The sequence below is a fragment of the Leisingera sp. CC-HEC096 genome, assembly GCF_059429235.1.
In genome coordinates this window covers 2935227-2960337 of sequence record NZ_JCAIJS010000001.1, presented here as the reverse complement: position 1 = coordinate 2960337, position 25111 = coordinate 2935227, and the positions used below count along the sequence as shown (strand labels likewise).

General features: G+C 63.1%; 27 protein-coding genes, 2 tRNA genes and 2 riboswitches. Of the genes, 10 read left to right on the top strand and 19 right to left on the bottom strand.

The features are described from left to right. Positions 1-35: 35 nt before the first annotated feature. The gene (locus AC5STI_RS14215) at positions 36-1523 is read right to left on the bottom strand and encodes a flavin-containing monooxygenase (RefSeq protein WP_495447134.1); all 1488 of its coding nucleotides are present in this window, start codon (positions 1521-1523) and stop codon (positions 36-38) included. 11 nt (positions 1524-1534) lie between these two features. Next, on the bottom strand, positions 1535-1978 hold the full coding sequence (locus tag AC5STI_RS14210; protein ID WP_495447133.1) for a cupin domain-containing protein: 444 nt from the start codon (positions 1976-1978) through the stop codon (positions 1535-1537). 125 nt (positions 1979-2103) lie between these two features. Between AC5STI_RS14210 and AC5STI_RS14205 the strand changes: the two genes are divergently transcribed. Further along, the gene (locus AC5STI_RS14205) at positions 2104-3123 is read left to right on the top strand and encodes an AraC family transcriptional regulator (protein WP_495447132.1); all 1020 of its coding nucleotides are present in this window, start codon (positions 2104-2106) and stop codon (positions 3121-3123) included. A 130-nt stretch (positions 3124-3253) separates the two neighbouring features. Here AC5STI_RS14205 and AC5STI_RS14200 read toward each other — a convergent pair. Then, positions 3254-3330 (bottom strand) — tRNA-Arg (locus AC5STI_RS14200). Positions 3331-3474: 144 nt separating this feature from the next. Here AC5STI_RS14200 and AC5STI_RS14195 point away from each other — a divergent pair. Next, positions 3475-4500, top strand: a complete 1026-nt coding sequence (locus AC5STI_RS14195; RefSeq protein ID WP_421052924.1) for a LacI family DNA-binding transcriptional regulator — start codon at positions 3475-3477, stop codon at positions 4498-4500. Then, positions 4500-5702, top strand: coding sequence for a winged helix-turn-helix domain-containing protein (locus AC5STI_RS14190; protein WP_495447131.1), 1203 nt, complete (start codon positions 4500-4502; stop codon positions 5700-5702). Before AC5STI_RS14195 ends, AC5STI_RS14190 begins: the two co-directional genes overlap by 1 nt. 6 nt (positions 5703-5708) lie before the next feature. Here AC5STI_RS14190 and AC5STI_RS14185 read toward each other — a convergent pair whose 3' ends face one another. The 6 genes from AC5STI_RS14185 to AC5STI_RS14160 all read right to left on the bottom strand — a co-directional run bounded on the left by AC5STI_RS14185 (position 5709) and on the right by AC5STI_RS14160 (position 10956). Then, the gene (locus AC5STI_RS14185; RefSeq protein ID WP_495447130.1) at positions 5709-6137 is read right to left on the bottom strand and encodes an acyl-CoA thioesterase; all 429 of its coding nucleotides are present in this window, start codon (positions 6135-6137) and stop codon (positions 5709-5711) included. Positions 6138-6305: 168 nt separating this feature from the next. After that, entirely contained in the window at positions 6306-7811 is a 1506-nt protein-coding gene (locus AC5STI_RS14180) for a TRAP transporter large permease (protein ID WP_475048707.1), read from the bottom strand. Then, on the bottom strand, positions 7808-8389 hold the full coding sequence (locus AC5STI_RS14175) for a TRAP transporter small permease (protein ID WP_495447129.1): 582 nt from the start codon (positions 8387-8389) through the stop codon (positions 7808-7810). Before AC5STI_RS14175 ends, AC5STI_RS14180 begins: the two co-directional genes overlap by 4 nt. Positions 8390-8470: 81 nt before the next feature. Next, complete coding sequence (locus tag AC5STI_RS14170) at positions 8471-9514, bottom strand: TRAP transporter substrate-binding protein (RefSeq protein WP_490399445.1); 1044 nt, start codon at positions 9512-9514, stop codon at positions 8471-8473. Between the two features lie 322 nt (positions 9515-9836). Further along, a complete protein-coding gene (locus tag AC5STI_RS14165; protein ID WP_495447128.1) occupies positions 9837-10535 on the bottom strand; it encodes a fumarylacetoacetate hydrolase family protein in 699 nt (232 codons plus the stop codon). Positions 10536-10880: 345 nt separating this feature from the next. Continuing rightward, positions 10881-10956: transfer RNA gene (locus AC5STI_RS14160), tRNA-Lys, on the bottom strand. A gap of 187 nt (positions 10957-11143) precedes the next feature. On the opposite strand from AC5STI_RS14160, the gene dapF reads away from it, so the two are divergent. After that, positions 11144-11986, top strand: coding sequence for a diaminopimelate epimerase (gene dapF / locus AC5STI_RS14155; RefSeq protein WP_475053055.1), 843 nt, complete (start codon positions 11144-11146; stop codon positions 11984-11986). Further along, positions 11983-13245: a tRNA (N(6)-L-threonylcarbamoyladenosine(37)-C(2))-methylthiotransferase MtaB gene (gene mtaB / locus AC5STI_RS14150; protein ID WP_495447127.1), complete on the top strand. Its 1263-nt coding sequence runs from the start codon at positions 11983-11985 to the stop codon at positions 13243-13245. The genes dapF and mtaB overlap by 4 nt, the downstream gene beginning before the upstream one ends. Before the next feature lie 17 nt (positions 13246-13262). On the opposite strand, the gene AC5STI_RS14145 is transcribed toward mtaB, so the two are convergent. Next, complete coding sequence (locus AC5STI_RS14145) at positions 13263-13487, bottom strand: nuclear transport factor 2 family protein (RefSeq protein WP_495447126.1); 225 nt, start codon at positions 13485-13487, stop codon at positions 13263-13265. Positions 13488-13503: 16 nt separating this feature from the next. Then, positions 13504-13677, bottom strand: coding sequence for a hypothetical protein (locus tag AC5STI_RS14140; RefSeq protein WP_495447125.1), 174 nt, complete (start codon positions 13675-13677; stop codon positions 13504-13506). Between the two features lie 339 nt (positions 13678-14016). Here AC5STI_RS14140 and AC5STI_RS14135 point away from each other — a divergent pair, with 339 nt between their 5' ends. Beyond that, entirely contained in the window at positions 14017-14454 is a 438-nt protein-coding gene (locus AC5STI_RS14135; RefSeq protein WP_495447124.1) for a glyoxalase superfamily protein, read from the top strand. An 85-nt stretch (positions 14455-14539) separates the two neighbouring features. On the opposite strand, the gene AC5STI_RS14130 is transcribed toward AC5STI_RS14135, so the two are convergent. From AC5STI_RS14130 to AC5STI_RS14115, 4 genes are all read right to left on the bottom strand, one after another. Then, a complete protein-coding gene (locus tag AC5STI_RS14130; protein ID WP_490399440.1) occupies positions 14540-15325 on the bottom strand; it encodes a cytochrome c1 in 786 nt (261 codons plus the stop codon). 19 nt (positions 15326-15344) lie between these two features. Continuing rightward, a complete protein-coding gene (gene petB, locus AC5STI_RS14125; RefSeq protein ID WP_490399439.1) occupies positions 15345-16679 on the bottom strand; it encodes a cytochrome b in 1335 nt (444 codons plus the stop codon). A gap of 12 nt (positions 16680-16691) precedes the next feature. Beyond that, positions 16692-17252 (bottom strand): ubiquinol-cytochrome c reductase iron-sulfur subunit, encoded by a 561-nt coding sequence (gene petA / locus AC5STI_RS14120; RefSeq protein ID WP_490399438.1) that lies wholly within the window; start codon positions 17250-17252, stop codon positions 16692-16694. 212 nt (positions 17253-17464) lie between these two features. Continuing rightward, the gene (locus AC5STI_RS14115) at positions 17465-18067 is read right to left on the bottom strand and encodes a glutathione S-transferase (protein ID WP_495447123.1); all 603 of its coding nucleotides are present in this window, start codon (positions 18065-18067) and stop codon (positions 17465-17467) included. A 112-nt stretch (positions 18068-18179) separates the two neighbouring features. On the opposite strand from AC5STI_RS14115, the gene AC5STI_RS14110 reads away from it, so the two are divergent. Together AC5STI_RS14110 and AC5STI_RS14105 are read left to right on the top strand one after the other, a co-directional pair. Next, complete coding sequence (locus tag AC5STI_RS14110; protein ID WP_495447122.1) at positions 18180-18476, top strand: antibiotic biosynthesis monooxygenase family protein; 297 nt, start codon at positions 18180-18182, stop codon at positions 18474-18476. 51 nt (positions 18477-18527) lie between these two features. Next, positions 18528-18677, top strand: a riboswitch (FMN riboswitch). 79 nt (positions 18678-18756) lie between these two features. Further along, positions 18757-19194: a 6,7-dimethyl-8-ribityllumazine synthase gene (locus tag AC5STI_RS14105; RefSeq protein WP_495447121.1), complete on the top strand. Its 438-nt coding sequence runs from the start codon at positions 18757-18759 to the stop codon at positions 19192-19194. Between the two features lie 67 nt (positions 19195-19261). On the opposite strand, the gene AC5STI_RS14100 is transcribed toward AC5STI_RS14105, so the two are convergent. The 3 genes from AC5STI_RS14100 to thiB are packed head-to-tail and all read right to left on the bottom strand — an operon-like array spanning position 19262 to position 22450. After that, entirely contained in the window at positions 19262-19954 is a 693-nt protein-coding gene (locus tag AC5STI_RS14100) for a thiamine ABC transporter ATP-binding protein (RefSeq protein WP_495447120.1), read from the bottom strand. After that, positions 19941-21497, bottom strand: a complete 1557-nt coding sequence (locus tag AC5STI_RS14095; RefSeq protein ID WP_495447119.1) for a thiamine/thiamine pyrophosphate ABC transporter permease ThiP — start codon at positions 21495-21497, stop codon at positions 19941-19943. Before AC5STI_RS14095 ends, AC5STI_RS14100 begins: the two co-directional genes overlap by 14 nt. After that, positions 21473-22450, bottom strand: coding sequence for a thiamine ABC transporter substrate binding subunit (gene thiB / locus AC5STI_RS14090; RefSeq protein WP_495447118.1), 978 nt, complete (start codon positions 22448-22450; stop codon positions 21473-21475). Before thiB ends, AC5STI_RS14095 begins: the two co-directional genes overlap by 25 nt. A 32-nt stretch (positions 22451-22482) precedes the next feature. Continuing rightward, positions 22483-22574: riboswitch (TPP riboswitch) on the bottom strand. Between the two features lie 232 nt (positions 22575-22806). Here thiB and aroC point away from each other — a divergent pair. Further along, complete coding sequence (aroC, locus tag AC5STI_RS14085; RefSeq protein WP_495447117.1) at positions 22807-23907, top strand: chorismate synthase; 1101 nt, start codon at positions 22807-22809, stop codon at positions 23905-23907. Positions 23908-23972: 65 nt separating this feature from the next. Here aroC and AC5STI_RS14080 read toward each other — a convergent pair whose 3' ends face one another. Beyond that, positions 23973-24389 carry a MerR family transcriptional regulator gene (locus AC5STI_RS14080; protein ID WP_495447116.1) on the bottom strand — a complete coding sequence of 139 codons (417 nt, stop codon included), beginning with the start codon at positions 24387-24389 and terminating at the stop codon, positions 23973-23975. Between the two features lie 73 nt (positions 24390-24462). Between AC5STI_RS14080 and AC5STI_RS14075 the strand changes: the two genes are divergently transcribed. Beyond that, positions 24463-25101, top strand: coding sequence for a cation efflux transmembrane domain-containing protein (locus tag AC5STI_RS14075; protein WP_475048677.1), 639 nt, complete (start codon positions 24463-24465; stop codon positions 25099-25101). Positions 25102-25111: the final 10 nt, after the last annotated feature.

The window sequence follows — 25111 nt, the reverse complement described above, 5'->3', positions numbered from 1 at the left end:
GCGCCCGCCGTTTCCGGCAGACGCAGGGGCAGACCTCAGGCCGCCCTGTATTGCGGTGCCGTTGCTAGGAACCGGCCATAGGCACTGGCGTCCGGCGGCGCGAATTGCTCGGCCAACGGATTCGAGCGTTTCCATTGCGTCGCGCCCATATCCATCAGCAGCTCATCGAAATGCTTGAAATGGAACGGCGCCGAGCACAGCCCGCCATAGATCTGCGCCGCCGGACGCTCCTTGCGCCGCCAGTCGAGCATCATCTGGATATTGTTCTCCATCTCTGCCCGCGAAGGCTGCCGCGCCAGCTTGCCGTCGGCATAGCGGACGAGCCAGTTCGCCACCATCTCCGCCGACAGAATTGTGCAGAAGCTGGAATTGAAGCCGACAAAGCCCATTTCCGGCAGATCCGGGTTCACCGCCAGGCGGTAGGTCCGGTACTGGCCGTCCGCCTCGATCAGCTTGTCCAGATGCCGCTGGGCCAGATAGGGAATACCCAGCTTCCAACCGACCGCCGAGATCACCAGATCAGCGCCGATACGCTCACCATTTTCCAGCACAATTTGGTCATCGTCATAATGCGAGAAGGTGGTGCGGTGCGGCAGGATCGAGCCGTCCTTGAAGCCTTCGAACAGTCCCGGCGTGACGATGGGCACCGAGCAGGAGACATCCTTTTCGATCGGAATATCGGGCACCATGTCCCACTTCTTCAGCCCCAGCTGCAGCTTCAAAAGCGTCTCTAATCCACGGAAATTGGCCCAGATCAGCGGCTTCGCCAAACCATAGAAGGCCCTGTGCAGCCAGCTGCGGCCCCAGCCGTTGAACTGCACCTCCTGCGCCCGCATGTAGAGCAGCTTCTTGAAGTTGATGCCGCCAACAAAATACGGCACCCGCCAGACATTCTGCCGGTAAACCAGATGCACCTGCCTGGCGCCGTTCTGCGCCGCATTCACCGCCACGTCGGTCGCGGATTTGGAGCCGCCCAGCACCACAACCCGCTTACCGCGCGCATGTTCGGGATCCAGATACTCAGAGGAGTGCATCACCTCCCCGCCCTGCGCGGTGAAGGCCTCCTGCCCGGGATGGGTAAGGATGTTCTTTTCGGAAAACTGCCCGGTGCAGACTACGGCAAAATCCACGTCCTGCGCCCGGGTTTCGCCGCCTGTCTCGATCACCAGCCGCCAGCCCGGCTGCCCGTCCGGGCGCCGGTCCATCTCCAACACATTGGTGTTCAGCTGGAACAACCGGTGCAGATCATGCTTGTCCGCATAGGAATGCAAATAGGCATGCACCTGCGGGCCCTTGGGCCATTCCGGGTAATCCTCCGGCATCGGATGGTCAGTATAGCAGTACAGGTCCTTGGGCGATTGCGTTTGCACCCCCGGGTAGGATCGCGAAGGCTCCCACACCCCGCCCAGATCGTGGCTGCGTTCGAAGCCAAGAACCTGATGCCCCTTTTCGGCAAAGGCCTTGGCCGCAGCCAGCCCGCTCACCCCGCCGCCGATTACGGCGACCGTCTTGCGTTTCACCATGTCCGCCTCCCTTATTCCGACGGCGGCGGCAGGAAATCGACCTCGTGCAATGCCGACAGCCGCACCAGCTCTTCCGGATCAGTCACCCCGTCCAGCGCAGAGAACAGCTCGAACAGCTTGCGCGACGGCGCCACCCCGAAAACGCAGGTAGCCTCTGCTCCTGAACGGTTGAAGATGCCATGCGCTACCCCCATCGGCATCCGCACCGTGTCGCCCGGCCCGGCTTGGTAAACCTCACCGCTGAACTCGACGTCCAGCGTGCCGTCCAGCATGGTGATCCATTCATCCTGGGTCGGATGCACATGCGGCGGCACAAAGGTTCCGTCCGGAACGACCGCGTGCCAGATAAAGGCGTTCTCGCTGTGCAGCTTGGGCGTATAGGTGTGCCCGACGACATTCCAGGACAAGCCCTCCAGCCCGCCGGCCGCCTTGGTGATTCCCTGATCCAGAGCCATAGTTTCCTCCCTTATCGCTCAATCACCGAGCCTAGGGGCAGCAGTGGAAAAGGATTATCCAGAATGCGCAAAATAGCGCAGACGCGCGCGATTGCCTGATTTCAGAACCGTGTTAGGCTGCGCGGATGACCCGGCAGCAGCCATCACAGAAGCACGAGCCTTTGCGCGCGTGGCGGCAATTTAATAGCCGCGACCTTGACGAGGCCCGCGCGCTGGTGGCGCAGAAATTCTGCGACCACCGCCTGCGGCCTGCCGGCAGGACCCGTGGCCTCGGCACCCGCCACAATCATGTGCCCGGGGGCAGCCTGTCTCTCAATTACCTGAGCTATGGCTCCGCCGTGCAGATCGACCCCGGTGAACTGAGGGACTTCTATCTGGTGCAAATGCCCCTCTGCGGCACCGCCCAAGTCGCCAACGGCGCCGCAGCGGTGGACTCGCACACCGGCCAGGCCACCGTTCTCAACCCGACCCGGGCAACCCGGATGACCTGGCACGCCGACTGCCAGATGCTGCTTCTGCAAATCGAGCGGGACGCACTGCACGGGTTCGCCGAGCGTGCAGCCGGGCTGCCACTGTCCGAGCCGGTGGTCTTTGACACTGCGGCACCACTCGGCACCGGGCCTCTGCAGAGCTGGACCCGGCAATTCATCGCCTGTGTCCGCGCCACCGACGCCCGGGCCGGTTTCGGCCACTGGAGCGCGATGCAGCAGCAGGTGATCGAGGAGCAGCTGATCCTAGGCCTGCTGACCCACCAGCAAAGCAATATCCGCCATCTATTGTCCCCGCGCGCGCCGCAGGGCAGCAGCCTGCAGATCCGCCGTGCGCAGGACTTTATCCACGCTAACGCGGCTGAGCCGCTGACCGTCACTGCCATTGCCGCCGCGGCCGGCTGCAGCATCCGCACACTGCAAGCCGGGTTCCGCCAGCATTTCGGCCTGAGCCCGGTGGAATACCTGCGCGACCTGCGGCTGGATCTGGCCCGCTACCTGCTGCTGTCGCGCCCTGCCGGGACGCCGGTCAGCAGCATCGCATATGACAGCGGCTTTTCCCACCTGGGCCGGTTTTCCCAGCTTTACCGCGCGCGCTTTGGCGAGCTACCCAGCACCACCCGCGCGGCGTCCGGCTTTCCGGAACCATCCTCTTGATCATAATCTCCCGGACACGCCAAGTTTGCTTGGCGGGCGCATCCAGCTTCCGGTAGCGTCGTTGGAACCAACAAAGGTCAGCCGGCCAAGGAATTCAAAACTGAACCCACCGTTTTTTGATTGCAGAAATTGGCGACCCCGGCAGGATTCGAACCTGCAACCTGCCCCTTAGGAGGGGGCTGCTCTATCCAGTTGAGCCACGGGGCCGCGCGTTTTTACGCGATAGCAAATCCATCCTGCGATCACAATGGGATGGACCGTGCCAGCAGCCGTTTTGCCGCGCAGTTTCCATTGTGCAGCAGCAGATGTCTGCGCTAACCTGAATACAGCAGTAACAAGAGGCTCAATAACGTGACAACGGACAGCAAGCGCCCGCTCACCCTTCGCGATGTATCAGAGGCGACCGGTGTTTCCGAAATGACCGTGAGCCGCGTGCTGCGCAACCGCGGAGACGTGTCGGAGAAGACGCGCACCAAAGTGCTGAGCGCCGCCAAGGAACTGGGCTATGTGCCCAACAAGATTGCGGGTGCGCTGGCCTCGAACCGGGTGAACCTGGTGGCGGTGATTATCCCGTCGCTGTCCAACATGGTGTTCCCCGAGGTGCTGACCGGCATCAACAAGGTGCTGGAAAACACCGAGCTGCAGCCGGTTGTCGGCGTCACCGACTATCAGCCCGAGAAAGAGGAAAAGGTGCTGTACGAGATGCTCTCGTGGCGCCCCTCCGGCGTGATCATCGCGGGGCTGGAGCATACCGAAGCCGCCCGCGCCATGCTGAACAGCGCCGGCATCCCTGTGGTGGAGATCATGGACACCGACGGCAAGCCGGTGGACGCGATGGTCGGCATTTCCCACCGCCGCGCGGGACGCGAGATGGCCAAGGCGATCCTCAAGGCGGGCTACCGGCACATTGGCTTCATGGGCACCAAGATGCCACTCGACCACCGCGCCCGCAAACGCTTCGAAGGCTTTACCGAGGCGCTGGCCAAGGAAGGTGTGGAGATCGAGGATCGCGAGTTCTATTCCGGCGGCTCGGCCCTGGCCAAGGGGCGCGAGATGACCCAGGCCATGCTGGAGCGCTCTCCGGAACTGGATTTCCTCTATTATTCCAACGACATGATCGGTGCAGGCGGCTTGCTGTACCTGCTGGATCAGGGCATCGACGTGCCCGGCCAAATCGGCCTTGCCGGTTTCAACGGCGTCGAGCTGCTGCAGGGGTTGCCGCGCAAGCTTGCCACCATGGATGCCTGCCGCCTCGAAATCGGCCGCAAGGCGGCTGAGATCATTGCCGCGCAGCTGGAGGATCCGGACGCGGAGATCGAGACTCACGTCACACTGACCCCGACCATCTCTTATGGCGATACGCTGAAACGGCGCTGATGGCGCTGCGGCGGCTTGGCAACCAAAGCGCGCGGCGGCTGTTCCTGGACCGCCACGCGCTGCTGGAAAAGCCCGCGGGTCCAGCCAAGGGCCAGGATCTGCTGGACCTGATTAGGCGCCTGGGTTTCGTGCAGCTCGACAGCATCAACACCGTCGCGCGCGCCCATGACGTGATCCTCTATTCCCGCCGGCCGGGCTACCGGGCGCAAAACCTCAAACGGCTTTACGAGCTGGACCGCGGGCTGTTTGAGCATTGGACCCATGACGCCGCGATGATCCCGATGGCGTTTTACCCGCACTGGCATCTCAGGTTTCAGCGCGACACCGAGCTCTTGCGCAAACGCTGGCGCAACTGGCGGCGCGACGGGTTCGAGGCGCAGTTTGAAACCGTGCTGAACCACGTCCGCGATCACGGGCCCGTCAACTCTTCCGATGTTGGCAAGGACGAGAAAAAGGGCTCTGGCGGCTGGTGGGACTGGCACCCGTCCAAAACCGCGCTGGAATATCTTTGGCGCTCTGGTGCGCTGACGGTGGTGGGGCGCGAAGGGTTTCAGAAACGCTATGACCTGACGGAGCGGGTGATCGAGGAGCATCTGCTCCCCGGCGCCCTCTGCGATGAAGCGGCGACGGTCAACTGGCTGTGCTCTGCCGCCTTGGACCGGCTGGGCTTTGCCACACCGGGAGAGCTCGCCGCCTTCTGGGACACGGCCTCTCCGGCGGAAGCCAAGGCCTGGTGTGTGGAACAACTGCGCCGGGGCGAGCTGGAAGAGATCGAAATTGAGCGGGCGGACGGCAACCTGCGCAAGGTGTTCAGCCGTCCTGGCACCATCGAAGCGGCGGCGGATCTAGGTCCGGCGCCGGGCCGGATGCGGGTCCTCAGCCCCTTTGATCCGGCCCTGCGCGACCGTAAGCGGGCCGACAGGCTGTTCGGCTTTCACTACCGGATCGAGGTCTTCACCCCCGCCCCCAAACGCCAATACGGTTATTATGTCTTCCCGCTGCTGGAGGGCGAACGCCTTGCGGGCCGCATCGACATGAAAGCAGACCGCGACGCAGACTTGCTGCGCGTGACCGCCGTCTGGCCGGAGAGGGGCGTGAAATGGGGCGCGGCCCGCATCAGGCGGCTGGAGGCGGAGCTGGACCGGGTGGCGCGGTTTGCAGGTGTCAGCGCGGTGGCGTTCTCTGATGGCTGGCTGCGCTGACCGGCCCTACTCGGGCCGCAGTTGCGCCTCGATCACCGCCCGGTAGTCTTCCGGTGCGGATTTGGCGGTGAAGGTCTCAGGGGCGATGAAGACACAGATAAATTTGCCTTCGAAACACAGCACCCCGTCCTGCCGTGCATTGACCCGGAAAGTCACCGACTTGCTGCCCAAAGCAGCCGGCCAAACTTCGCACATCAGCCGGTGGCGGGGCGTAACAGGGGACCGGAAGTCGATGCTCATATGCACAAACGGCGTGCCGGTGCCGCGGTCCAGTTCCATCTGATACCAGCCGTCACCGTCCAGGTGATGCTCCCACCAGGCGTCGATCGCTTCCAAGGCAAAGGCAGGCAGCCGCCCGGTATAGGCAATCCGCGCCGGGTCGCAATCGCCCCAGCCCACACGGATTTCATAAACGAATGCGTCTTGCCCTGCCATTTCCTGCCGCCCTGCATATTTCTTCATTTGGATCCTACCGGCGCGAGTCCGCGGTATCAAACGGCACGGACCCTAAGCGCCGCTGCGTCAACAAACAGGCGCGGTAGCGGCACTGGATCAGATCCGGCAGCCAGCCCTCCCCCGCGCGGGGCGGGAGAGGGCAGCGCGTTACTGCATCAGCATCAGCGGCAGCAGCGTGATGATCGGGAAGGCCACCAGGATGACCACCCGTATCAGGTCGGAGGCGACAAAGAACATGACCGCCTTGTAGGTGTCGATCATCTTGGTCTTGCGGTCCATCGCGTTGATGATGAACAGGTTCATGCCCACCGGCGGGGTGATCAGGCCAACCTCCACCACGATCAGCACCAGCACGCCGAACCAGATGGCGACATACTCCGCCTCGATCCGGTTCACCCGGCCTTCGGTCACCCGGATGCCCAGCTCCTTCATCTGCTCACGGGTCAGTTCGGCACCTGTGGCGATGGCATCCTGTATCGAGGCAAGCATCTCTGCCCCCATCCCCTCCGGCACGCCGGCCTTCAGCACCTCCATCGCGGCATCCGCTTGCATCGCGGGCAGGGACAGCAGACCAAAGTCCAAGGCAGAAATCACCGGGAAGAAGATCGGGATGGTCAGCAGGATCATCGAAAGCGAGTCCATAAGACAGCCGAACACCAGATAGAAGGCGAGGATCAGCGCCAGCACCATCCAGGGGCTGAGGCCCTGGCTGACTACAAGGTCCGCCAGTTCCTGCGGCACCTTGGTCAGTGCCAGGAACCCGTTGTAGAAGCCTGCGCCCAGCACGATGAAGAAGATCATCGCGGTGGAACGCGCCGTCACCAGGAAGCTGTCCGCCAGCGTCTCGCGGTTCAGCCCGCCATTGGTCCAGGCGATGAAGCCGGTGCCAAAGGCCCCCACGGCCGCGCCTTCGGTCGGGGTGAACCAGCCCAGGTAGATACCGCCGACAACCAGACCAAACACCAGCAGCACCGGCCAGACATGGAACAGCGCGGCAAAGCGGTCGCGCATTGGAACCGGCGGACGGGTGCCCGCGCTTTCCGGGAACAGGCGCACATAGATCGAAATCGCAATCACATAACCCAGCGCTGCCAGCAGGCCGGGGATGAAGGCCGACAGGAACAGCTTGGCGATGTTCTGCTCTGTCAGGATCGCATAGATCACCAGAACGACCGAGGGCGGGATCAGGATGCCCAGCGTGCCGCCCGCCGCCAGCGTCGCGGTGGAGAAACCGCCGGCATAACCGTATTGCTTCAGCTCCGGCAGCGCGACCCGGCCCATGGTGGCCGCGGTCGCCAGCGATGAGCCGCAGATCGCGCCGAAGCCCGCACAGGCGCCAATGGCCGCCATGGCGACCCCGCCCTTGCGGTGGCCCAGGAACCCTTCGGCTGCCTTGAACAGCGCGGTGGACATGCCCCCCAGCGTCGCAAAATGCCCCATCAGCAGGAACATCGGCACAATGGTCAGCGAATAAGAGGAAAAGGTCGTATAGGTCTCGCTTTTCAGCCGCCCGAACGCGACCTGCGTGCCATCTGTCACCCAGATCAGCCCGCCAAGGCCGACCAGAAACATCGAGAGTCCGATCGGCACCCGCAGAAAGATCAGAATCATCAAAACCGGAAAGGAGGCGATGCCAATTTCAAGAGCCGTCACTGTTCACCCTCCACGCCGTCCCAGATCAGGATCCGGCCGGTAAAGAATTCGATGGTGCGCACCGCACCCATGTAAGTGCCCACGATGGCCGCCACGACGGCTGCCACCAGGCTGATGGCGTAGGCCCACCAGATCGGAAATTCGAGCAGGAAGGAGGTCTCGCCATTGGAATACTTACCTGCAAGACCGTCCGCCAGCCGCCAGGCGATCAGCACCAGAACCGCGGCAAAAACCACCTCTGTCACCATCCGCAGAAACCGTTTCACGCCGCGCGGAAACGCATTGGCCACCACATCGACCGAGGCATGGCCCGCCGTGATCTGGCACAACGGCAGGAAGGCGAAGATGGCAAAGGCCACACCGGCCTCAACCAGCTCAAAGTCGCCGTTCACCGGCCCGACCCAGCTCGTCATCCATTTCGAAAACCCTGGTGCAATCCGCTCCATCAAATCGCCATGGAAGAAACCGTTGAGCAAGCGCCCAGCGATCGAAACACATGTCAGAATGATCAGAAGTGTGAGGACCGCACCGCCCAGGTAGGCCATTGATTTGGCCAGCCGCATCATGAGCTTGTGCATGGTTCAGTTGCCTTGTTCCGGTATGCAAAGGGCCGCAGTGCCAATGCCGCGCGGCCCTTCACCTTTATCAATTCAAACGCCTTACTGGTACTGCGGCGTGTATTTCTCGATCAGCCCGCTGGCTTCTTCGATCAGCGCAGCACCGTCGATGCCCTTTTCCTTCATGTCAGCGATCCACTGGTCATAGATCGGCTGCGCACGCTCGCGCCAGATGGCGGTCTGGTCTTCGTCCAGGGTGATGACGTTATTGCCCAGGTCCAGCGCCATCTCGCGCGAGGGACCGTCCGAATCCGCCTGGGTGCCGCCGGCAAAGACCGAGAACTCGAGGCCGGAGTTGTCGTCGATGGCCTTTTTCAGGTCATCCGGCAGACTCTCGTACTTCTCCTTGTTCATCGCCAGAACGAAGGTGAGAGTATAAAGCGCCTTGCCCGTGAACTCGGTGTGGTTCTCCACCAGCTCCGGAACCTTCAGCGCCGCGGTCACTTCCCACGGAATGGTGGTGCCGTCGATTACGCCCTTGGACAGGCCCTCCGGGATCGCCGGAACCGGCATGCCCACCGGCGTCGCGCCCAGTTCGGTCAGCAGCGCGTTGACCGAACGGCCGCCGCCGCGGATCTTCATGCCTTCCAGGTCTTCCGGAGTCTCCACCGGATCGGCGGTATGGATCATGCCCGGCCCATGCACCCAGGTGCCCAGGATCTTCACATCCTTGAACTCGGTGTCCTTCATGTGCTTGTCGAACATTTCCCAATAGGCATGCGACACGGCGCGTGCGTTGGTCATCATGAACGGCAGCTCAAACACCTCGGTCGAGGGGTAGCGGCCCGGGGTATAGCCCACCACGGTCCAGACGATGTCAGCGACGCCGTCAATGGCCTGGTCCATCAGCTCCGGCGGCTTGCCGCCCAGCTGCATCGACGGAAAGCGGTCAACCTTGATGCGCCCGCCCGAGGATTCCTCGACGTTGTCCGCCCAGACATCCAGGATCAGTTTCGGCACGTTCGCCTGCGCCGGCAGGAACTGGTGCAGCTTCAGTGTCACCTCCTGCGCAAATGCCGGTGCCGCGCAGAATGCTGCAACAGCTGCCGCGCCAACGGCGCCCAGTAGCTTTCTCCGAGTGGTCATATCGTCCTCCCTTTGACCTCATCCCTTGCCGGTTTCCCGCCTTCGCAACTTTGCTGCGGAAACCAGCGATTATCTTTCCATTTCTGCCGTCAGAGCCCCGCAAAAGGTTCGTTTATCGAACCGGCTGCCTCCCTGCTATTAGGTGCGTTTGTAACCATCAACAGCAGATTATGCATTTTTTACTCATGAAATCTGCCTGCCGGCTCTTGCCGCAAGCAGATTCTCCGCTTGATATGTTACGAAGCTCCCGCAATCACATTCAAATTGATACATATTGAAACCACCGCAAAGCAACAATATTCGTTTGCTGTCCAGCCTTGCGTCATTCCGCTGCAGTCAGGGACAGCTCTACCGGCACAAGCCCGTCAATCCCGCCGCGCATCCGGTCGCCGCCTTGCACCGGGCCTACCCCGGCAGGCGTGCCGGTCAGAATCAGGTCCCCGGGGCGCAAATGGTAAAACCCTGACAGATGGCAGATGATCTCCTCCACCGACCAGATCATTTCCTCCAGCGTGGCATCCTGCCGGGTCTCCCCGTTCACCTCCAGCCAGATCCGCTGCTTCTCCGGGCCGCCCCAGTCTGCCGCCCGGGTCAGCGGTGCCAGGACTGTGCCGTTCTCCAGGTCTTTGCCCAGATCCCAGGGCCGCTGTTTCTGCCGTTCGCGGATCTGCAGATCACGCCGGGTCATGTCCAGCGCACAGCCGTAGCCGAAAACCGCATCCCGGGCTTCCTCCGGTGACGCCCGGAACACCGGCGCCCCGATGGCCACGGCCAGCTCCATTTCATAATGGAAGTTCTCCGTGCCCGGCGGATAAGGCACCTCCGAACCTGACAGCACCGCATTGACCGCCGCCTTGGTGAAATAGAAGGGGGCCTCCCGATCAACTTCGTTTCCCATCTCAGCGGCGTGTGCTGCATAATTGCGTCCGACACAAAACACCCGCCCGACGGAATAGCCTGCGGCCTCCCGGGCAACCGGAATCACCGGCGTCGCCGGCAGAGCAAACATAACCTCACCCATCTGAATATCCCTTTGGTATGGCCTCCCGCCTAGTCAGACCCACAAACAATGAGCCTGTAAACCCTGCTTACGGCACCTAACGAGTTGAATTTCCTAACCCATGCACAGACCATCGGCGCCTCCGCCGAAGTTCCGCCGGTTGCACTGCCCCGTTGAAGCACGCTGCTGCCTCAAAGCAGGAAGCGAACTTGGCTGAAGCGAGCTCAAACACCCAGCGTTTTTAACCGAAAGGGGGAGGGCTTCGCCAATTCTCTTGTAAACGCCGGTATGCACATCCGGAGGGCCGCAGGAATCCCGAAGGGGATCAGCGTCTTAAAGGTATTCAGCGGTGTTTTTGGGAGGAAGTGGTGAGCCGTGCAGGATTCGAACCTGCGACCCACTGATTAAAAGTCAGTTGCTCTACCAACTGAGCTAACGGCCCACTTCTTCGTCGCGGTCTAAGTGTTTTTCCCAGAAGGTTCAAGCACTTATTTCGCTTCGGAACTGCTTGGCAGCGTGTGTCGCGCTGTCCCGATAGGCGGCGTATCTAGGGGGAGTAGCGCGGGGGGTCAACCCCTTTTTTCAACTTTTCTCGCCGAAGGCTGGATTCATCTTTGCGCCGGGTCTATATGCCCGCCATGAGCACCTCCGCAGATACCGCACTCCCCTTCATGAAGATGCACGGGCTGGGCAACGATTTCGTCGTTGTCGACGCGCGCGCGCAGGACATTGCCATCACTCCGGCAATGGCCAAGGGAATCGCCCACCGCCAGTTCGGCGTCGGGTTCGACCAGCTGACCGTGATTTCAAACGGCAAGGGCGACGCGCATCTGACCTTCTACAATGCCGATGGCTCCACCTCCGGCGCCTGCGGAAATGCCACCCGCTGCGTGGCGCGCCACCTGATCCTGGAAAGCGGCAAGCCCGAGCTGCACCTGACCACCGGCCGCGGCGATCTTTACGCCCGCGATGCCGGCAATGGCCTCACCTCCGTCAACATGGGCGCGCCGCAGCTTGACTGGCAAGACATTCCGCTGGCCGAGGAAGCGGACACGCTGGAGCTGCCGATCGAGGGCGGACCCACTGCCACCGGAATGGGCAATCCGCATTGCACCTTCTTTGTCGAGGACGCAGAGGTCATTCCGCTGGAGGAATTCGGCCACCGCTACGAGCACCACCCGCTCTACCCCCAGCGCACCAATGTGCAGGTCGCGCAGGTGACCGGCCCCGACCGCATCCGCATGCGCGTGTGGGAGCGCGGTGTGGGGGTGACACTGGCCTCCGGCTCCTCCTCCTGCGCCACGGCCGTAGCAGCCGCCCGGCGCGGGCTGACGGGTCGCAAAGTGCAAATCGACCTGGATGGCGGCACCCTGTGGATCGACTGGGCCGAGGACGGTGTCTGGATGACCGGCCCCACCATGCATGTCTTTGACGGCACCTTCACTCGTGAATTTCTGGAATCACTGGCATGAGCGTCCCAAAGTTCACCACTCTCGGCTGCCGCCTCAACGCCTATGAGACGGAAGCGATGAAGGAGCTGAGCCAGCAGGCGGGCCTCGAGAATGCCGTCGTGGTCAACACCTGCGCGGTAACGGCGGAGGCCGTGCGCAAGGCGCGCCAGGAGATCCGCAAGCTGCGCCGCGAAAACCCCGAGGCACCGATCATCGTGACCGGCTGCGCCGCCCAGACCGAGCCGGAGACCTTCGCCTCCATGGAAGAGGTCACCCGCGTCATCGGCAACACCGAGAAGATGCAGCCGGAAACCTGGCAGCAGATCGCCAAAGGCCCGGACTTCATCGGCACCACGGAAAAAGTCCAGGTCGACGACATCATGTCAGTGACCGAGACCGCTGGCCATCTGATCGACGGCTTCGGCACCCGCTCGCGCGCCTATGTGCAGGTCCAGAACGGCTGCGACCACCGCTGCACCTTCTGCATCATTCCTTACGGCCGCGGCAACTCCCGCTCTGTTCCCGCAGGCGTGGTGATCGACCAGATCAAGCGGCTGGTGGACAAGGGCTATAACGAGGTGGTTCTGACCGGAGTGGACCTCACCTCCTGGGGCGCCGATCTGCCCGCCCAGCCGCGCCTGGGCGACCTGGTGATGCGGATCCTCAAGCTGGTGCCGGACCTGCCGCGCCTGCGCATTTCCTCCATCGATTCGATCGAGGCGGACGAGAACCTGATGCAGGCGATCGCCACCGAGCCGCGGCTGATGCCGCATCTGCACTTGTCGCTGCAACACGGCGACGACCTGATTCTCAAGCGCATGGCCCGGCGCCACCTGCGCGACGATGCCATCGCCTTCTGCGAGGAGGCCCGCAAGCTGCGCCCGGAAATGACCTTTGGCGCCGACATCATCGCGGGTTTCCCGACCGAAACCGATGCGCATTTCGAGAACTCGCTGAAACTGGTCACAGACTGCGATCTGACCTGGCTGCACGTCTTCCCTTATTCCAAGCGCGAGGGCACCCCGGCGGCCAGAATCCCCAGCCAGGTGAACGGCAACATCATCAAGGACCGCGCCGCACGTCTGCGGGCTGCCGGCGATGCCCAGGTCTCCCGCCATCTGGCCGGACAGGTCGGCAAGATCCACCGTATCCTGATGGAAAACCCGCACATGGGCCGCACCGAGCAATTCACCGAGGTGGCGTTCACGGAACCGCAGGACGAAGGCCAGATCGTTACCGCCGCCATTACCGGCGTGACAGGCAGCCAGCTGACGGCCTGATCAACGCCCTGCTCATTTTAGCAGGCAGCAGCTGCCACCGACGCCGTGTCGTAGAATTCATGCAGTTCGCAAATACGCCCGTACCGGAACCGGCACACTACGGCGATATGAGTCTCCACGCGCTTGCCAGTGGCCTTGCAAGTCCAGGCAGTGGTGCCCAGCCCCACCACCCGGTCGCCTTCTGAAACCGTTTCTTCCAGCGTCCAATGCTCCATTTCGAATGCGCTGGTCAATTCGGACAAATAGCTGCGCAGTTCCTCACGCCCGTTCCGCGCCGCACTGAAATCCAGACCGTGCCCCCCCCTCCGCCAGCGAACGCAGGCACATGTCCTCGCTGGTGTAATCGTCCCACATAGCCAGATCCCCCGCTTTGCAGGCGTTCCAGCGGTCCATGGCCTCGCGCAGGATCTCTGCATTCGATTGACCGGACATTGCAACTCCTCCCACTCGTAAAAAATATACAACCTTTAAAGGGTGCGCCTCTGCCCTGCACTCCGTCAAGCGTGTCACAGACAGGAAGCGAGGCGCAAAAGTTCCCGCACGATAGGAGTGGCGCAGGCGCAACTGCCCCGGCAGGCCCAGTCTTTGATGGTTTGCGCCCCGGCTCAGGCCACGCTATGACCAAGCCAAGGTCCCGGATACCTGCCGCTCGCGGCCTCTGGCCATGGTGAAATCCGGATAAGGTTTATCCTGACGCCTGGGTGCGCGCCCGGACAGCAACGCGAGCCCTGTCTGCAACGGCATATGCACCCTTTTGCGAAAGGTACATCCATGCAGACACACTCTGCCCTTCCAAACGTTCCGCAACTCAAGGCCGAAGCACGCCTGCTGCGCAAGCATTCTGAGACTCAGGGCCAGCCCCTCAGCCATAGCACCGCCCTGGAACGGATCGCTCAGTATTATGGCTTCCGCGACTGGAACACTCTCTCTGCGCGCGCGTCCAACGCGCCGGAGCTTCAGGTCGGCATGCGGGTCGAAGGCCGCTACCTGGGACAGCCGTTCACCGGTTATGTCCACGGCCTCGCCGCTTGCGGCAGCAGCGGCCTCCGGCGGGTCACGCTGCAGTTCGACGCGCCCGTCGATGTGGTCCAATTCGAAAGCTTCTCGTCCTGGCGCCACCGGGTGTCGGCAGTCATCAATGCAGACGACCGCTCGCCGCAGAAGACCTCAAACGGCCTCCCCCACCTGACGGTCAGCCCGCTGGCGTAAACTGCCGGGCCGCGCCCTCAAGAAAAATAAACCCCCGCAGAACTCTGCGGGGGTTCGTTGTTTCAAGCTGTCAGCCAGCCAGGGATCACTCTTTGCCCTTAACCGGCGCCCACAGCTTCTTGTTGGTCAGATACAGCAGCACAGACAGCACGGTCAGGAACAGCACGCCGACAAAACCGGCCTGCTTGCGTGCCATCATCTTGGGCTCGGCAGTCCACATCAGGAAGGCCGCGACGTCCTGCGACATGGCTTCCACGTCGTTGGCGTGGCCGTCGGCGTATTCCACCTGCTCATCCGACAGCGGCGGCGCCATCGAGATCCAGCCGCCCGGGAAGGCGGTGTTTTCATAGAAGGTGGTGCCTGCTTCTTCCTTGGTCTCACCGGTGTAACCTGCCAGCAGCGAGGCGATGTACTCGGCACCGCCCATGCCTTTGAACAGCTGGTTCAGACCCAGGCCGTAAGGGCCGTGGAAGCCCGCGCGCGCCTTGGCCATCATGCTGAGATCCGGAGCGCCGGCGTTGTTGTTTTCCGGGAAGTGATCGACCGGCTTGGCCGGGCGGTCTTCGTCCAGTGCCGGATCGTAGACGCTGAAGTTATCAGCTGCGTAAGCGCGCACCTGATCTTCGGGCATCTGCGGGCCGCCTTCGTCCGAAAGGGTGCGGATCGGCACCAGCTTCAGACCATGGCAGGCTGCGCAAACTTCGGTGTAGACCTGCAGGCCGCGCTGCAGCTGGTTGCGGTCATAGGTGCCGAACGGACCCTCGAAGGAGAAGTCATAGTCTTCGATGTGGCCTGCCCCGCCTGCTGCGAAAGACGCAGCAGGGATCAGGGCCAGAGCGAAGGCGGCACCGGTTGCCAGTTTCTTGAACATTGCTAGGTGTTCCTTCTTCTTACTCGGCAGGAGTGGCTTCAGCAGAAGATTTCTTGCCATAGTGGGCTTCGAAATCCTCTTCGATGGTCGCCGGTTGCGGCAGCGGCTTCTCGATCACGCCCAGCAGCGGCAGGATCACGAAGAAGTAGCCGAACCAATAGGCCGATGCGATCAGCGAGAACGATGCATAGGGCTCTTCCGCCGGCATCGCGCCCAGCCACATCAGGGCAAAGAAGTCGATCACCAGCAGCGCGAACCACCACTTGAACATCGGACGGTAGCGGCCCGAACGGACCCGCGAGGTGTCCAGCCAGGGCGCCAGAGCCATCGCCAGGATCGCGCCGAACATGGCGATCACGCCAAAGAACTTCGCATCCACGATGCCGCCGGTGATGAAGGAGGCGAACTGCACAACCCAGACCTCGGAGGTGAAGGCACGCAGGATCGCGTAGAATGGCAGGAAGTACCATTCCGGAACGATGTGCGCCGGGGTCACCAGCGGGTTGGCTTCGATATAGTTGTCCGGGTGGCCCAGGTAGTTCGGCATAAAGCCGACAATCGCCCAGAACACAACCAGCACAACGGCCAGGCCCAGGAAGTCCTTGATCACGAAGTACGGCCAGAACGGCAGGGTGTCTTTCTCCGCTTCGGCTTTGGAGCCTTTGCGCACGTCAACACCGGTGGGGTTGTTGTTGCCCGTGGTGTGGAAGGCCCAGATGTGCACGATAACCAGCGCTGCGATCACGAAGGGCAGCAGGTAGTGCAGCGAGAAGAAGCGGTTCAGGGTGGAGTTGTCCACTGCCGGGCCGCCCAGCAGCCAGGTCTGGATTGCTTCGCCGATGAACGGGATCGCGCCGAACAGGCCGGTGATCACGGTGGCGCCCCAGAAGGACATCTGACCCCACGGCAGCACGTAGCCCATGAAGGCGGTGCCCATCATCAGCAGGTAGATCAGCATGCCGACAATCCAAGTGATCTCGCGGGGCGCCTTGTAGGAGCCGTAGTACAGGCCGCGGAAGATGTGGATGTAGACAGCAACAAAGAACAGCGAAGCGCCGTTCATGTGAAGGTAGCGCAGCATATGGCCGCCGTTCACGTTGCGCATGATGTGCTCGACGGAGGCAAACGCCATGTCGACATGCGGGGTGTAGTGCATCACCAGGACGATGCCGGTGACGATTTGAAGCGCCAGGCAGAACGCCAGGACGATGCCCCAGATCCACCACCAGTTCAGGTTCTTGGGGGTGGGGATCATGATAGTGTCATAGATCAGGCCGACGATGGGCAGGCGGCTGTGCAGCCACTTCTCTGCGCCTGTCTTCGGCTCGTAATGGTCGTGCGGAATACCGGACATGAGCGCGTTTCCTTATCCCAGCTTGATGGTGTTGGCGTCGGTGAACTCAGCCACCGGCACGTGCAGGTTCTCCGGCGCCGGACCTTTGCGGATGCGGCCTGCGGTGTCGTAGTGCGAGCCGTGGCAGGGGCAGAACCAACCGTTGAATTCGCCGGCACCGTCGCCCAGCGGCACACAGCCGAGGTGGGTGCAAACACCCATCATCACCAGCCATTCGCCGGCGTCGTCCATGGTGCGGTTCACGTCCGCCGCGTCGGTGCCCGGTTTGTTCGGGTTTTCCGACCGCGGGTCGATCAGCTCGGACAGCTCCACGGCACGTGCGGCCTCGATCTCTTCCTGGGTGCGGCGGCGGATGAACACCGGCTTGCCCAGGAACATGACCGAAATCTGCGTGCCTACTTCCACGCCACTGACATCGACCAGGATCGAGGACAGCGCTTTAACGTCGGCGGAGGGGTTCATCTGGTTGACCAGGGGCCATACGGCGGCACCCGCGGTCACTGCCCCGGCGCCGGCAGTGGCGTAGTAGAGGAAATCTCTCCGGGTTCCTTCGTGGTCTTCTGCGTGGGACACGAGGTTTTCTCCAATTCCAGCGCCCGTTTAGGGCAAACATGCGCATGCACCGCGATTGCTCGCAGTGACTCTGGCGCGTGTCTAGCGGGGAGAGAGCCGTTCGTCCAGCGGTCATGGGCGCGCAGAAAGCCGCAGACGGCGATTCTGTCACGCCTGTGTGACAGTGCCGCACCCATATCGTTGCGGCACCCGTCCGTTTCAAGAGGCTGGGCTCACGCCGCAGGCGGTTTTGTCGCCTGCATCGACGGGCGCGATTCGAACTCGGAAAACCACTCAGCCAGCGGCTCGTTGCCCTGGCGCCAGTTTGTATCCGGGTGGCGGAAGTCCACATAGGCCAGCGCGCAGGCCACCGCGATCTGGCCGATATCCAACGGCCCACGCAGATGGCTCATCCAGCGCGCATTCAGCGCCGCGCAGCCGCCCAGAACCTTGCTCTGCTGTGCGTCCAGCCAGCCGTCCCACTGCTTTTCTTCTGGGCGCAGCCGTTTTTCATAGGACATCAGCACGGCCGCATCCATGATCCCGTCAGCGGTTGCTTCCAGCACCTTACTGTCCCAGCCGCGGCCATACAGCTTGCCGCCCGCGCGCTCATCCAGATAGGCGCAGATCACCCGGCTGTCATACAGCGCCGGCCCGTCATTGCGCTCCAGCGCCGGGATCTTGGCCAGCGGGTTGCTGGCCTTCACATCCGGGCTGGGCTTCAAGGGCGTGGTGGTGACATCAAAGATTTTAACATCGTCCGCCTGCCCGGTTTCATGCAGCAGCACAACGACCTTGCGGGCAAAGGGTGATGCTTGGGAATAGGTGAGCCTCATGGAAAATCCTCCGCTGTTTGGCCGCAGCCTAATGCAAGCGGGCCTGAGGGGAAGGGGCAATCACCGCACTGTGTTAAACTGGGTCTGTGTAACAAGTCGCAGGAGACCCCCAATGATCATGCGAATATTCCAGGTTGTCATCCGCCCCGGCAAGGAAGCCGAGTTCAGCAAGTTCTTCCATGAAACAGCAATCCCGCTGATGAAAGGCACAGACGGCATCGTCTCTGTCCTGCCCGGCGCGCCGCGCGCCGAGACCCCGCGAGAATTCAGCTTTGTCATGGTCTGGAAGGACCTGGCCTCCCTCAAGGCCTTCGTGGGCGAGGATTACACCAGCCCGCACATCGACCCCGCCGAAGCTGAGCTGGTCGAGTCGCGCACCATCAAGCACTACGACTTGGTCGAGACCTGACACCGTGCCGCAATTCCCGCTTGCAGGAATTTCCGCCGCTTGCCACAGTCCCGGCGTTCTCAGGGCGGGGCGGAATTCCCCACCGGCGGTAAGCGGGCACGTCCCGCAAGCCCGCGAGCGGCTTCCGAGGTTTCGGAAGTGTCAGCAGATCTGGTGCAACTCCAGAGCCGACGGTCACAGTCCGGATGAAAGAGAACGTGCAGAAGGGCGGCGCCAGGCGTACGCCCGTCTGTTCGTGATCGCCTTGGGTGACGTGTCAGACACACAAGGAGATTACTACATGACACACACCCGCTATGCCTTCATCAAGGCGCAATGGCACGCAGATATTGTCGACCGCGCGCTGGAAGGCTTCCTCCAGCTGATCCCGGCGGATCAGGTCGACGTGTTCGACGCACCCGGCGCCTTCGAGATGCCGCTGCTGGCACAGGAGCTGGCCAGGACCGGCAAATACGCCGCCGTCGCCTGCGCTGCGCTAGTCGTCGACGGTGGCATCTACCGGCATGACTTTGTGGCCCAGGCCGTGGTCGACGGTCTGATGCGGGCAGGCATGGACACCGGCGTTCCGGTGCTGTCGGTCTCGCTGACCCCGCACCATTTCCAGGAAACCGATCATCACGTGGCCATCTACCGCGAGCATTTCGTTCAAAAAGGCAACGAAGCCGCCAGTGCCGCATTGATGATCACCAAAACGCGGGAAACGGCGCCGGCCGCATAAAACAGAGGCCTGCGCCCGCCCGGGAGCAGGCAGGCGCAGGCCGGGCCTCAAGCGGCCCAGCCATGGTTCATCCCAAATACGCCTTCAAGGCAGGCGGCGGGTTGTCCAGCAGCTCCGCCGTCTGTTGCGGCGGGTGAGCCCTGCCCTCCGCCACCAGAACCACCTGATCAGCGATCCGGCGGGCATCATTCGGATCATGGCTGACCATCAGCACCGTCGCCCCGTTCTCGCGGGCAAGCTCCGCCACCAAGTCCAGCATTTCTGCCTTCAGCGCCGGCCCAAGTGCCGCAAAGGGCTCATCCAGCAGCAGAATATCGCGCCCCTGCACCAGCACCCGCGCCAAGGCCACCCGGCTCTGCTGGCCGCCCGACAGCGCCGCTGGCTTGCGCGCGCCCATGCCGCCAAGCCCGACCCGTTCCAAGGCCGCGTCCACCCGGCTCCACTCCGTCTGGCTCAGCCGCAGGTTCGCATGCAGCCCCAAGCCCACATTCTGCGCCACAGTCATATGCGGGAACAGGTTGCCGTCTTGAAACAGCATCGCCACCGGACGCTTGCCCGGCGGCCTGTGCGTCAGGTTCGACCCGTTCCACGAAATCCGACCCCGGGTGACCGGCAGAAAACCGGCAACCGCCTCCACCAGCGTGGATTTCCCGGCACCTGACGGTCCGATCACCGCAACGCAAGCGCCGGGACTGATCTCCAGATCCGCCTCCACCGCGTAATCGCCGTTCATGATCCTGCAGGTCTCAAGCCTCAGCATGCCAGCGTCCTCCGCGGTCCAAGATCCAGAATGCCCCCATCGACAGAATCAGCAACAGCAGCGCCGCAGCCGCAGCCGCTTCCATCCGGTAGGCCCCCATCAAACGGTAGATCTGCAACGGCAGCGTTGCGAAATCCGGGTCGGCAAACAGCGCCACCACCCCAAGATCGCCCATCGACAGCGCAGCCGCCAGCCCGGCGGCAAACCCCGTCTGCGCCCGCATCCGCGGCAGGTAAACCCGCCGGACAAAGGCCCAGCCCCGCATGTCCAGCGACAGCGACAACCGTCCATAGCGCCCCAGCACCTCCCGGGAGCGCGGAACCAAAATGCGCATGGCAAAGGGCAGCGCCATTACCGCATTGACCAGCGCCGTCACCGGCAGCGCCAGCGCAAAAGGGTCCGCAATGGGATATATCAGAATGAACAGCCCGGTGCCGATCACCAGCGGCGAGGCCGCAAGGCCGAGGATACCCGAAAGTTCGGCGATGCCGCTGCGCCCGGCAGCAGCCGCAGCGGCCATCGGCAGGGCCAGCATCAGCAGAATCACGGTGCTGAGCGCGGCAACCAGAATCGAGTTGCCCGCCGCCTGCCAAACGGAGCCTTTCAAAGCAGCCAGCCCCGGCAGACCCGCCAGCACAATCGCCGCCAGCGGCAGCAGCAAAAACGCCGCCGACAAGACAATCCAGAACCCGTCCAATCCGCGCGCCAGCGCCCCCTGCCCGTCCCAGCGCCGCACCGCGCGGTCAAGCCCGGCGCCAAAGCCCTCCCCCGCCGACACCCGCAGCGCCACCAGCGCGGCTGCCCCGGTCAGCACCAGCTGCATGCCCGACAGCAGCGCGGCCCGGCCCAGGTCGAAATCGAAGCGGAAGGCCTGATATATGGCGAGCTCGATCGTCGTCGCCCTCGGGCCGCCGCCCAGGGTCAGCGCCACGGCAAAGCTGGAGAGGCAGATGGCAAAGACCACCGCCAGCGCGCCGGGCGCCACCCGCCGCAGCATCGGCCCTTCCAGCAGCCGCCACATCGCCAGCGGCCCGGCATCCAGCTGCGCCGCCAGGCGGAAGCGTTCGGCGGGAATCTCCTGCCAGCCCTGCAAAATCAGCCGGGTCGCCAGCGGCAGGTTGAAAAACACATGCGCCAGCACCACCCCGTGCAGGCCATAGATCTGAACAGGCTCTAACCCGAGGGAAATCAGCCCCTGGCTCAGCCAGCCCGCCCGGCCGAAGACGGCCAGCAAACCAAGAATGGCAACAATCACAGGCAGGATGAACGGCGCGCCCAACAGGGCAATCAACAGGCTCCGCCCGGGAAACCGCCGCCGCGCCAGCGCGCGGGCAACGGGAATGGCAAGACCGACGCTCAACAGCGCCGACAGGCTTGCCTGGGTCAGCGTGAACCGCAGCGCGGCCCAGTCACTGGCGCCAAACCCGGTGCCGGCCTCCGCCCTGAGGACCACAGCCCTCAGCGTTCCCAGGATCAGAGCAGCCACCAGCAGGGCTGCACTGATCCCGGGAAAGGCGCTTACTGGCTGAGCGCGTCCAGCCATTCGCCCAGCGCCGCGTCACGCACCTCTGCCGCTTCAGACTCGCTCAGCAGCAGCGATTTCTCCGGCGCGATCAGGGTGTCGAATCCTTCCGGCAGACCCGCCGCCGGTGTCACCGCCGGATACATCCAGTTGGTGGTCGGGATGACCGACTGGAACGCATCCGACACCATGAAGGCCAGGAACTGGTCCGCCAGCTCCGGCTGGTCGCTGTTTGCCAGCTTGCCGGCAACTTCCACCTGCATGTAATGGCCCTCATCAAAGGCCGCCGCCGCCTTGGAGCCATCTTCCTCCGCAATCAGGTGATACGCAGGCGAGGTGGTGTAGGAGAGAACCATGTCAGCCTCGCCCTCCAGGAACATGCCATAGGCCTCGGACCAGCCCTTGGTCACGGTCACGACATTGTCGGAAAGACCCTTCCAGATCTCCGGCGCCTCTTCGCCGTAGGCGGCCTTCACCCACAAGAGCAGACCCAGACCAGGGGTCGAAGAGCGCGGGTCCTGAATAACGATTTTCTTGTCGCTGGCGGCCAGCGCCTTGAAATCCGCTGGCGCCGCGGCGTCAGCGTTATGGACAAAGGCAAAGTAGCCCCAGTCATAGGGCACAAAGGTCACGTCGTTCCATTCAACCGGCAGCGCGTAATCGGCGCTGACCGAATGCTCGGCAAACAGGCCGGTTTCCTTGGCCGCCGCGGTCAGGTTGGTGTCGAGCCCCAGCACGACGTCTGCATCCGAACGCTCGCCTTCCAGTTTGACCCGCGCCAGCAGCGCCGCACCGTCGCCCGCGCCAACCAGTTTCAGGTCGCAGCCGCAAACTTCCTCGAACGCTTCTTCCACCGCCGGGCCGGGGCCCCAGTCGGAGACAAAGCTGTCATAGGTGTAAACGACCAGTTCAGGCGTTTCGGCAAAGGCTGCCGAGGCGCCGAGCAGTCCCGCTGCAAATGCAAGATGTTTCATGCCATCCTCCTTTGCGGCTTTGGGCAAGGGTGGAGGCTTTCCAGTACCTTCCCTCCGCCGGTGTGATCCGGTTCAGGTTCAACGGGTGTCATCTCAGCGCTCGCGCGCACCCCGAGGTGGCGCGGACATTATGCCTCAGCCGCAGCAATGACAAGCCAAACTCCGGCCAGGACCTACAGTTCAGGCAAACTGGACCGCCCGCAATCGGGATCCCCTGTTCTTCTGGCTGAAAATACCCCGGGGGGAGCCGCCGCAGACGGCGGGGGCAGCGCCCCTGCCCGGTCCACGGCAGAGGAATCCACTTGAGACACAGCCCCCTGCCCGCTAAGCACGTCCCGCAAAGGAGACCGCGCCTCATGTCGATGAACAGCTTTGGACACCTCTTCCGCGTCACCACCTGGGGCGAAAGCCACGGGCCTGCGCTTGGCGCCACCGTTGACGGTTGCCCGCCGAACGTGCCGCTGGAGCCGGAAATGCTGCAGCAGTGGCTCGACAAGCGCCGCCCCGGCCAGAACAAGAACACCACCCAGCGCAATGAGCCGGATGCGGTGAAAATCCTGTCCGGCGTGTTCGACGGCATGACCACCGGCACGCCGATTCAGCTGATGATCGAAAACACCGACCAGCGGTCCAAGGATTACGGCGAGATCTCCCAGACCTTCCGTCCGGGCCACGCCGACATCACGTACTTTCAGAAATACGGCAACCGCGACTACCGCGGCGGCGGCCGCTCCTCGGCGCGCGAAACCGCGGCGCGGGTTGCCGCGGGCGGTGTTGCACGTGAAGCAATCAAGGCACTGGTGCCGGGGCTGGAGATCAAGGGCTATATGACCCAAATGGGCGAGCTGGAAATCGACCGCAGCCGCTTCGACTGGGAGGCGATCGACCAGAATGATTTCTGGATCCCCGACGCAGGCGCGGTGCAGGAGTGGGAAGACTACCTGCAAGCCCTGCGCAAGGCGCATGACTCGGTGGGCGCCGTGGTCGAAGTGGTGGCGCGCGGCGTCCCCGCCGGTATCGGCGCGCCGGTCTATGGCAAGCTCGACACTGACCTGGCCGCCGCGATGATGTCGATCAACGCGGTGAAGGGCGTGGAGATCGGCGAGGGCATGAATGCCGCGCGGCTGAAAGGCTCGGAAAACGCCGACGAGATTTTCATGGGTGAGAACGGGCCTGAGTATTCCTCCAATCACGCCGGCGGCATCCTCGGCGGCATTTCCACCGGACAGGACGTGGTGGTGCGCTTTGCGGTCAAGCCGACCTCCTCGATCCTCACCCCGCGCAAGTCGATCCGCAAGGACGGCTCCGCTACCGAGGTGATCACCAAGGGCCGCCACGACCCCTGCGTCGGCATCCGTGCGGTACCGGTGGCGGAGGCGATGATGGCTTGCGTGATCCTGGACCACCTGCTGGTGCACCGCGGTCAGATCGGCGAAAACCAGGGCCGCATCGGCTAAGGATCAGGCTCTAACAAAGGAGTTTGCCCGAGTGCAGTTCGGGCAATTCCTCTCAGCCTGCGTCCTCAATCATGCTCACTTGCGCATTGGCTGTGATCGCCCAGCGCGGTCAGCACCTTGCAGCAGCCGCCATTGCCGCCGTCGCACAGGTGGCTGATCCGCTCCAGTTCCGCGGCCAGGCGCTCCAGCCTCGCAATCCGCGCGCGCACGTTCCGCAGCTGGCTGCGGGCGAGCCGGTCGGCCTCGGCGCAATCATCGCCCAGCTGCCCGTCCAGCCCCATCAGCGCCTTGATGTCCTCCAGCGAAAAGCCAAGGTCCCGGGCGTGCTTGATGAAGCCCAGCGCCTCCATGCCGTCCTGCCCGTAGCGGCGCTGGTTGCCGGCATTGCGGCCCGGTTCCGGCAGCAGGCCGATCTCCTCGTAATAGCGGATGGTCGGAACCTTCACGCCGGTGGCCTTGGACAGCTGACCGATGGAAAACATCGCAATGACCTCTTGATGCTCTAGTGACTAGAGGCCCTACATTGATCTCGAATCAGGAATGAGGACAAGAGCAATGGCAGGCTGCTGCAATCATGAGGCCCGGTTTGACGGGGTATCGGCGGACTACAAACGCAGGCTTTGGCTGGTGATCGCCATCAACGCCGGCATGTTCGCGGTGGAAATGGGCGCGGGTCAGCTGTCCGGCAGCCAGGCGCTGAAGGCGGACGCCTTGGACTTTCTGGGCGATGCGCTGACCTATGGCATCTCGCTGGCGGTGATCGGCGCCACCCTGCGCACCCGCGCGCTGGCGGCACTCGGCAAGGGAATCAGCCTCCTGCTGATGGGGCTGTGGGTGTTCGGCTCCACGATCTATCAGGTATTTTACGTCGGCGTGCCGCAGGCCCATATCATGGGGGTGATCGGTTTCATGGCGCTGGCGGCCAACCTGATCTCGGTGCTGCTCTTGGCGCGCTACAAGGACGGCGACGCCAATGTGCGCTCGGTCTGGCTGTGTTCGCGCAATGACGCCATTGGCAACGTGGCGGTGATGATCGCGGCGCTTGGCGTCTGGGGCACCGCTACCGGCTGGCCGGACCTCATTGTGGCCGGGATTATGGGCGGGCTGTTCCTGAACTCCGCCTTCCAGATCCTGGTGCAAGCGGTGCGGGAATGGCGCGAGGAAGAGGCGCATACGGCAGCGCACTCGTCTTAAGACTTGAGGG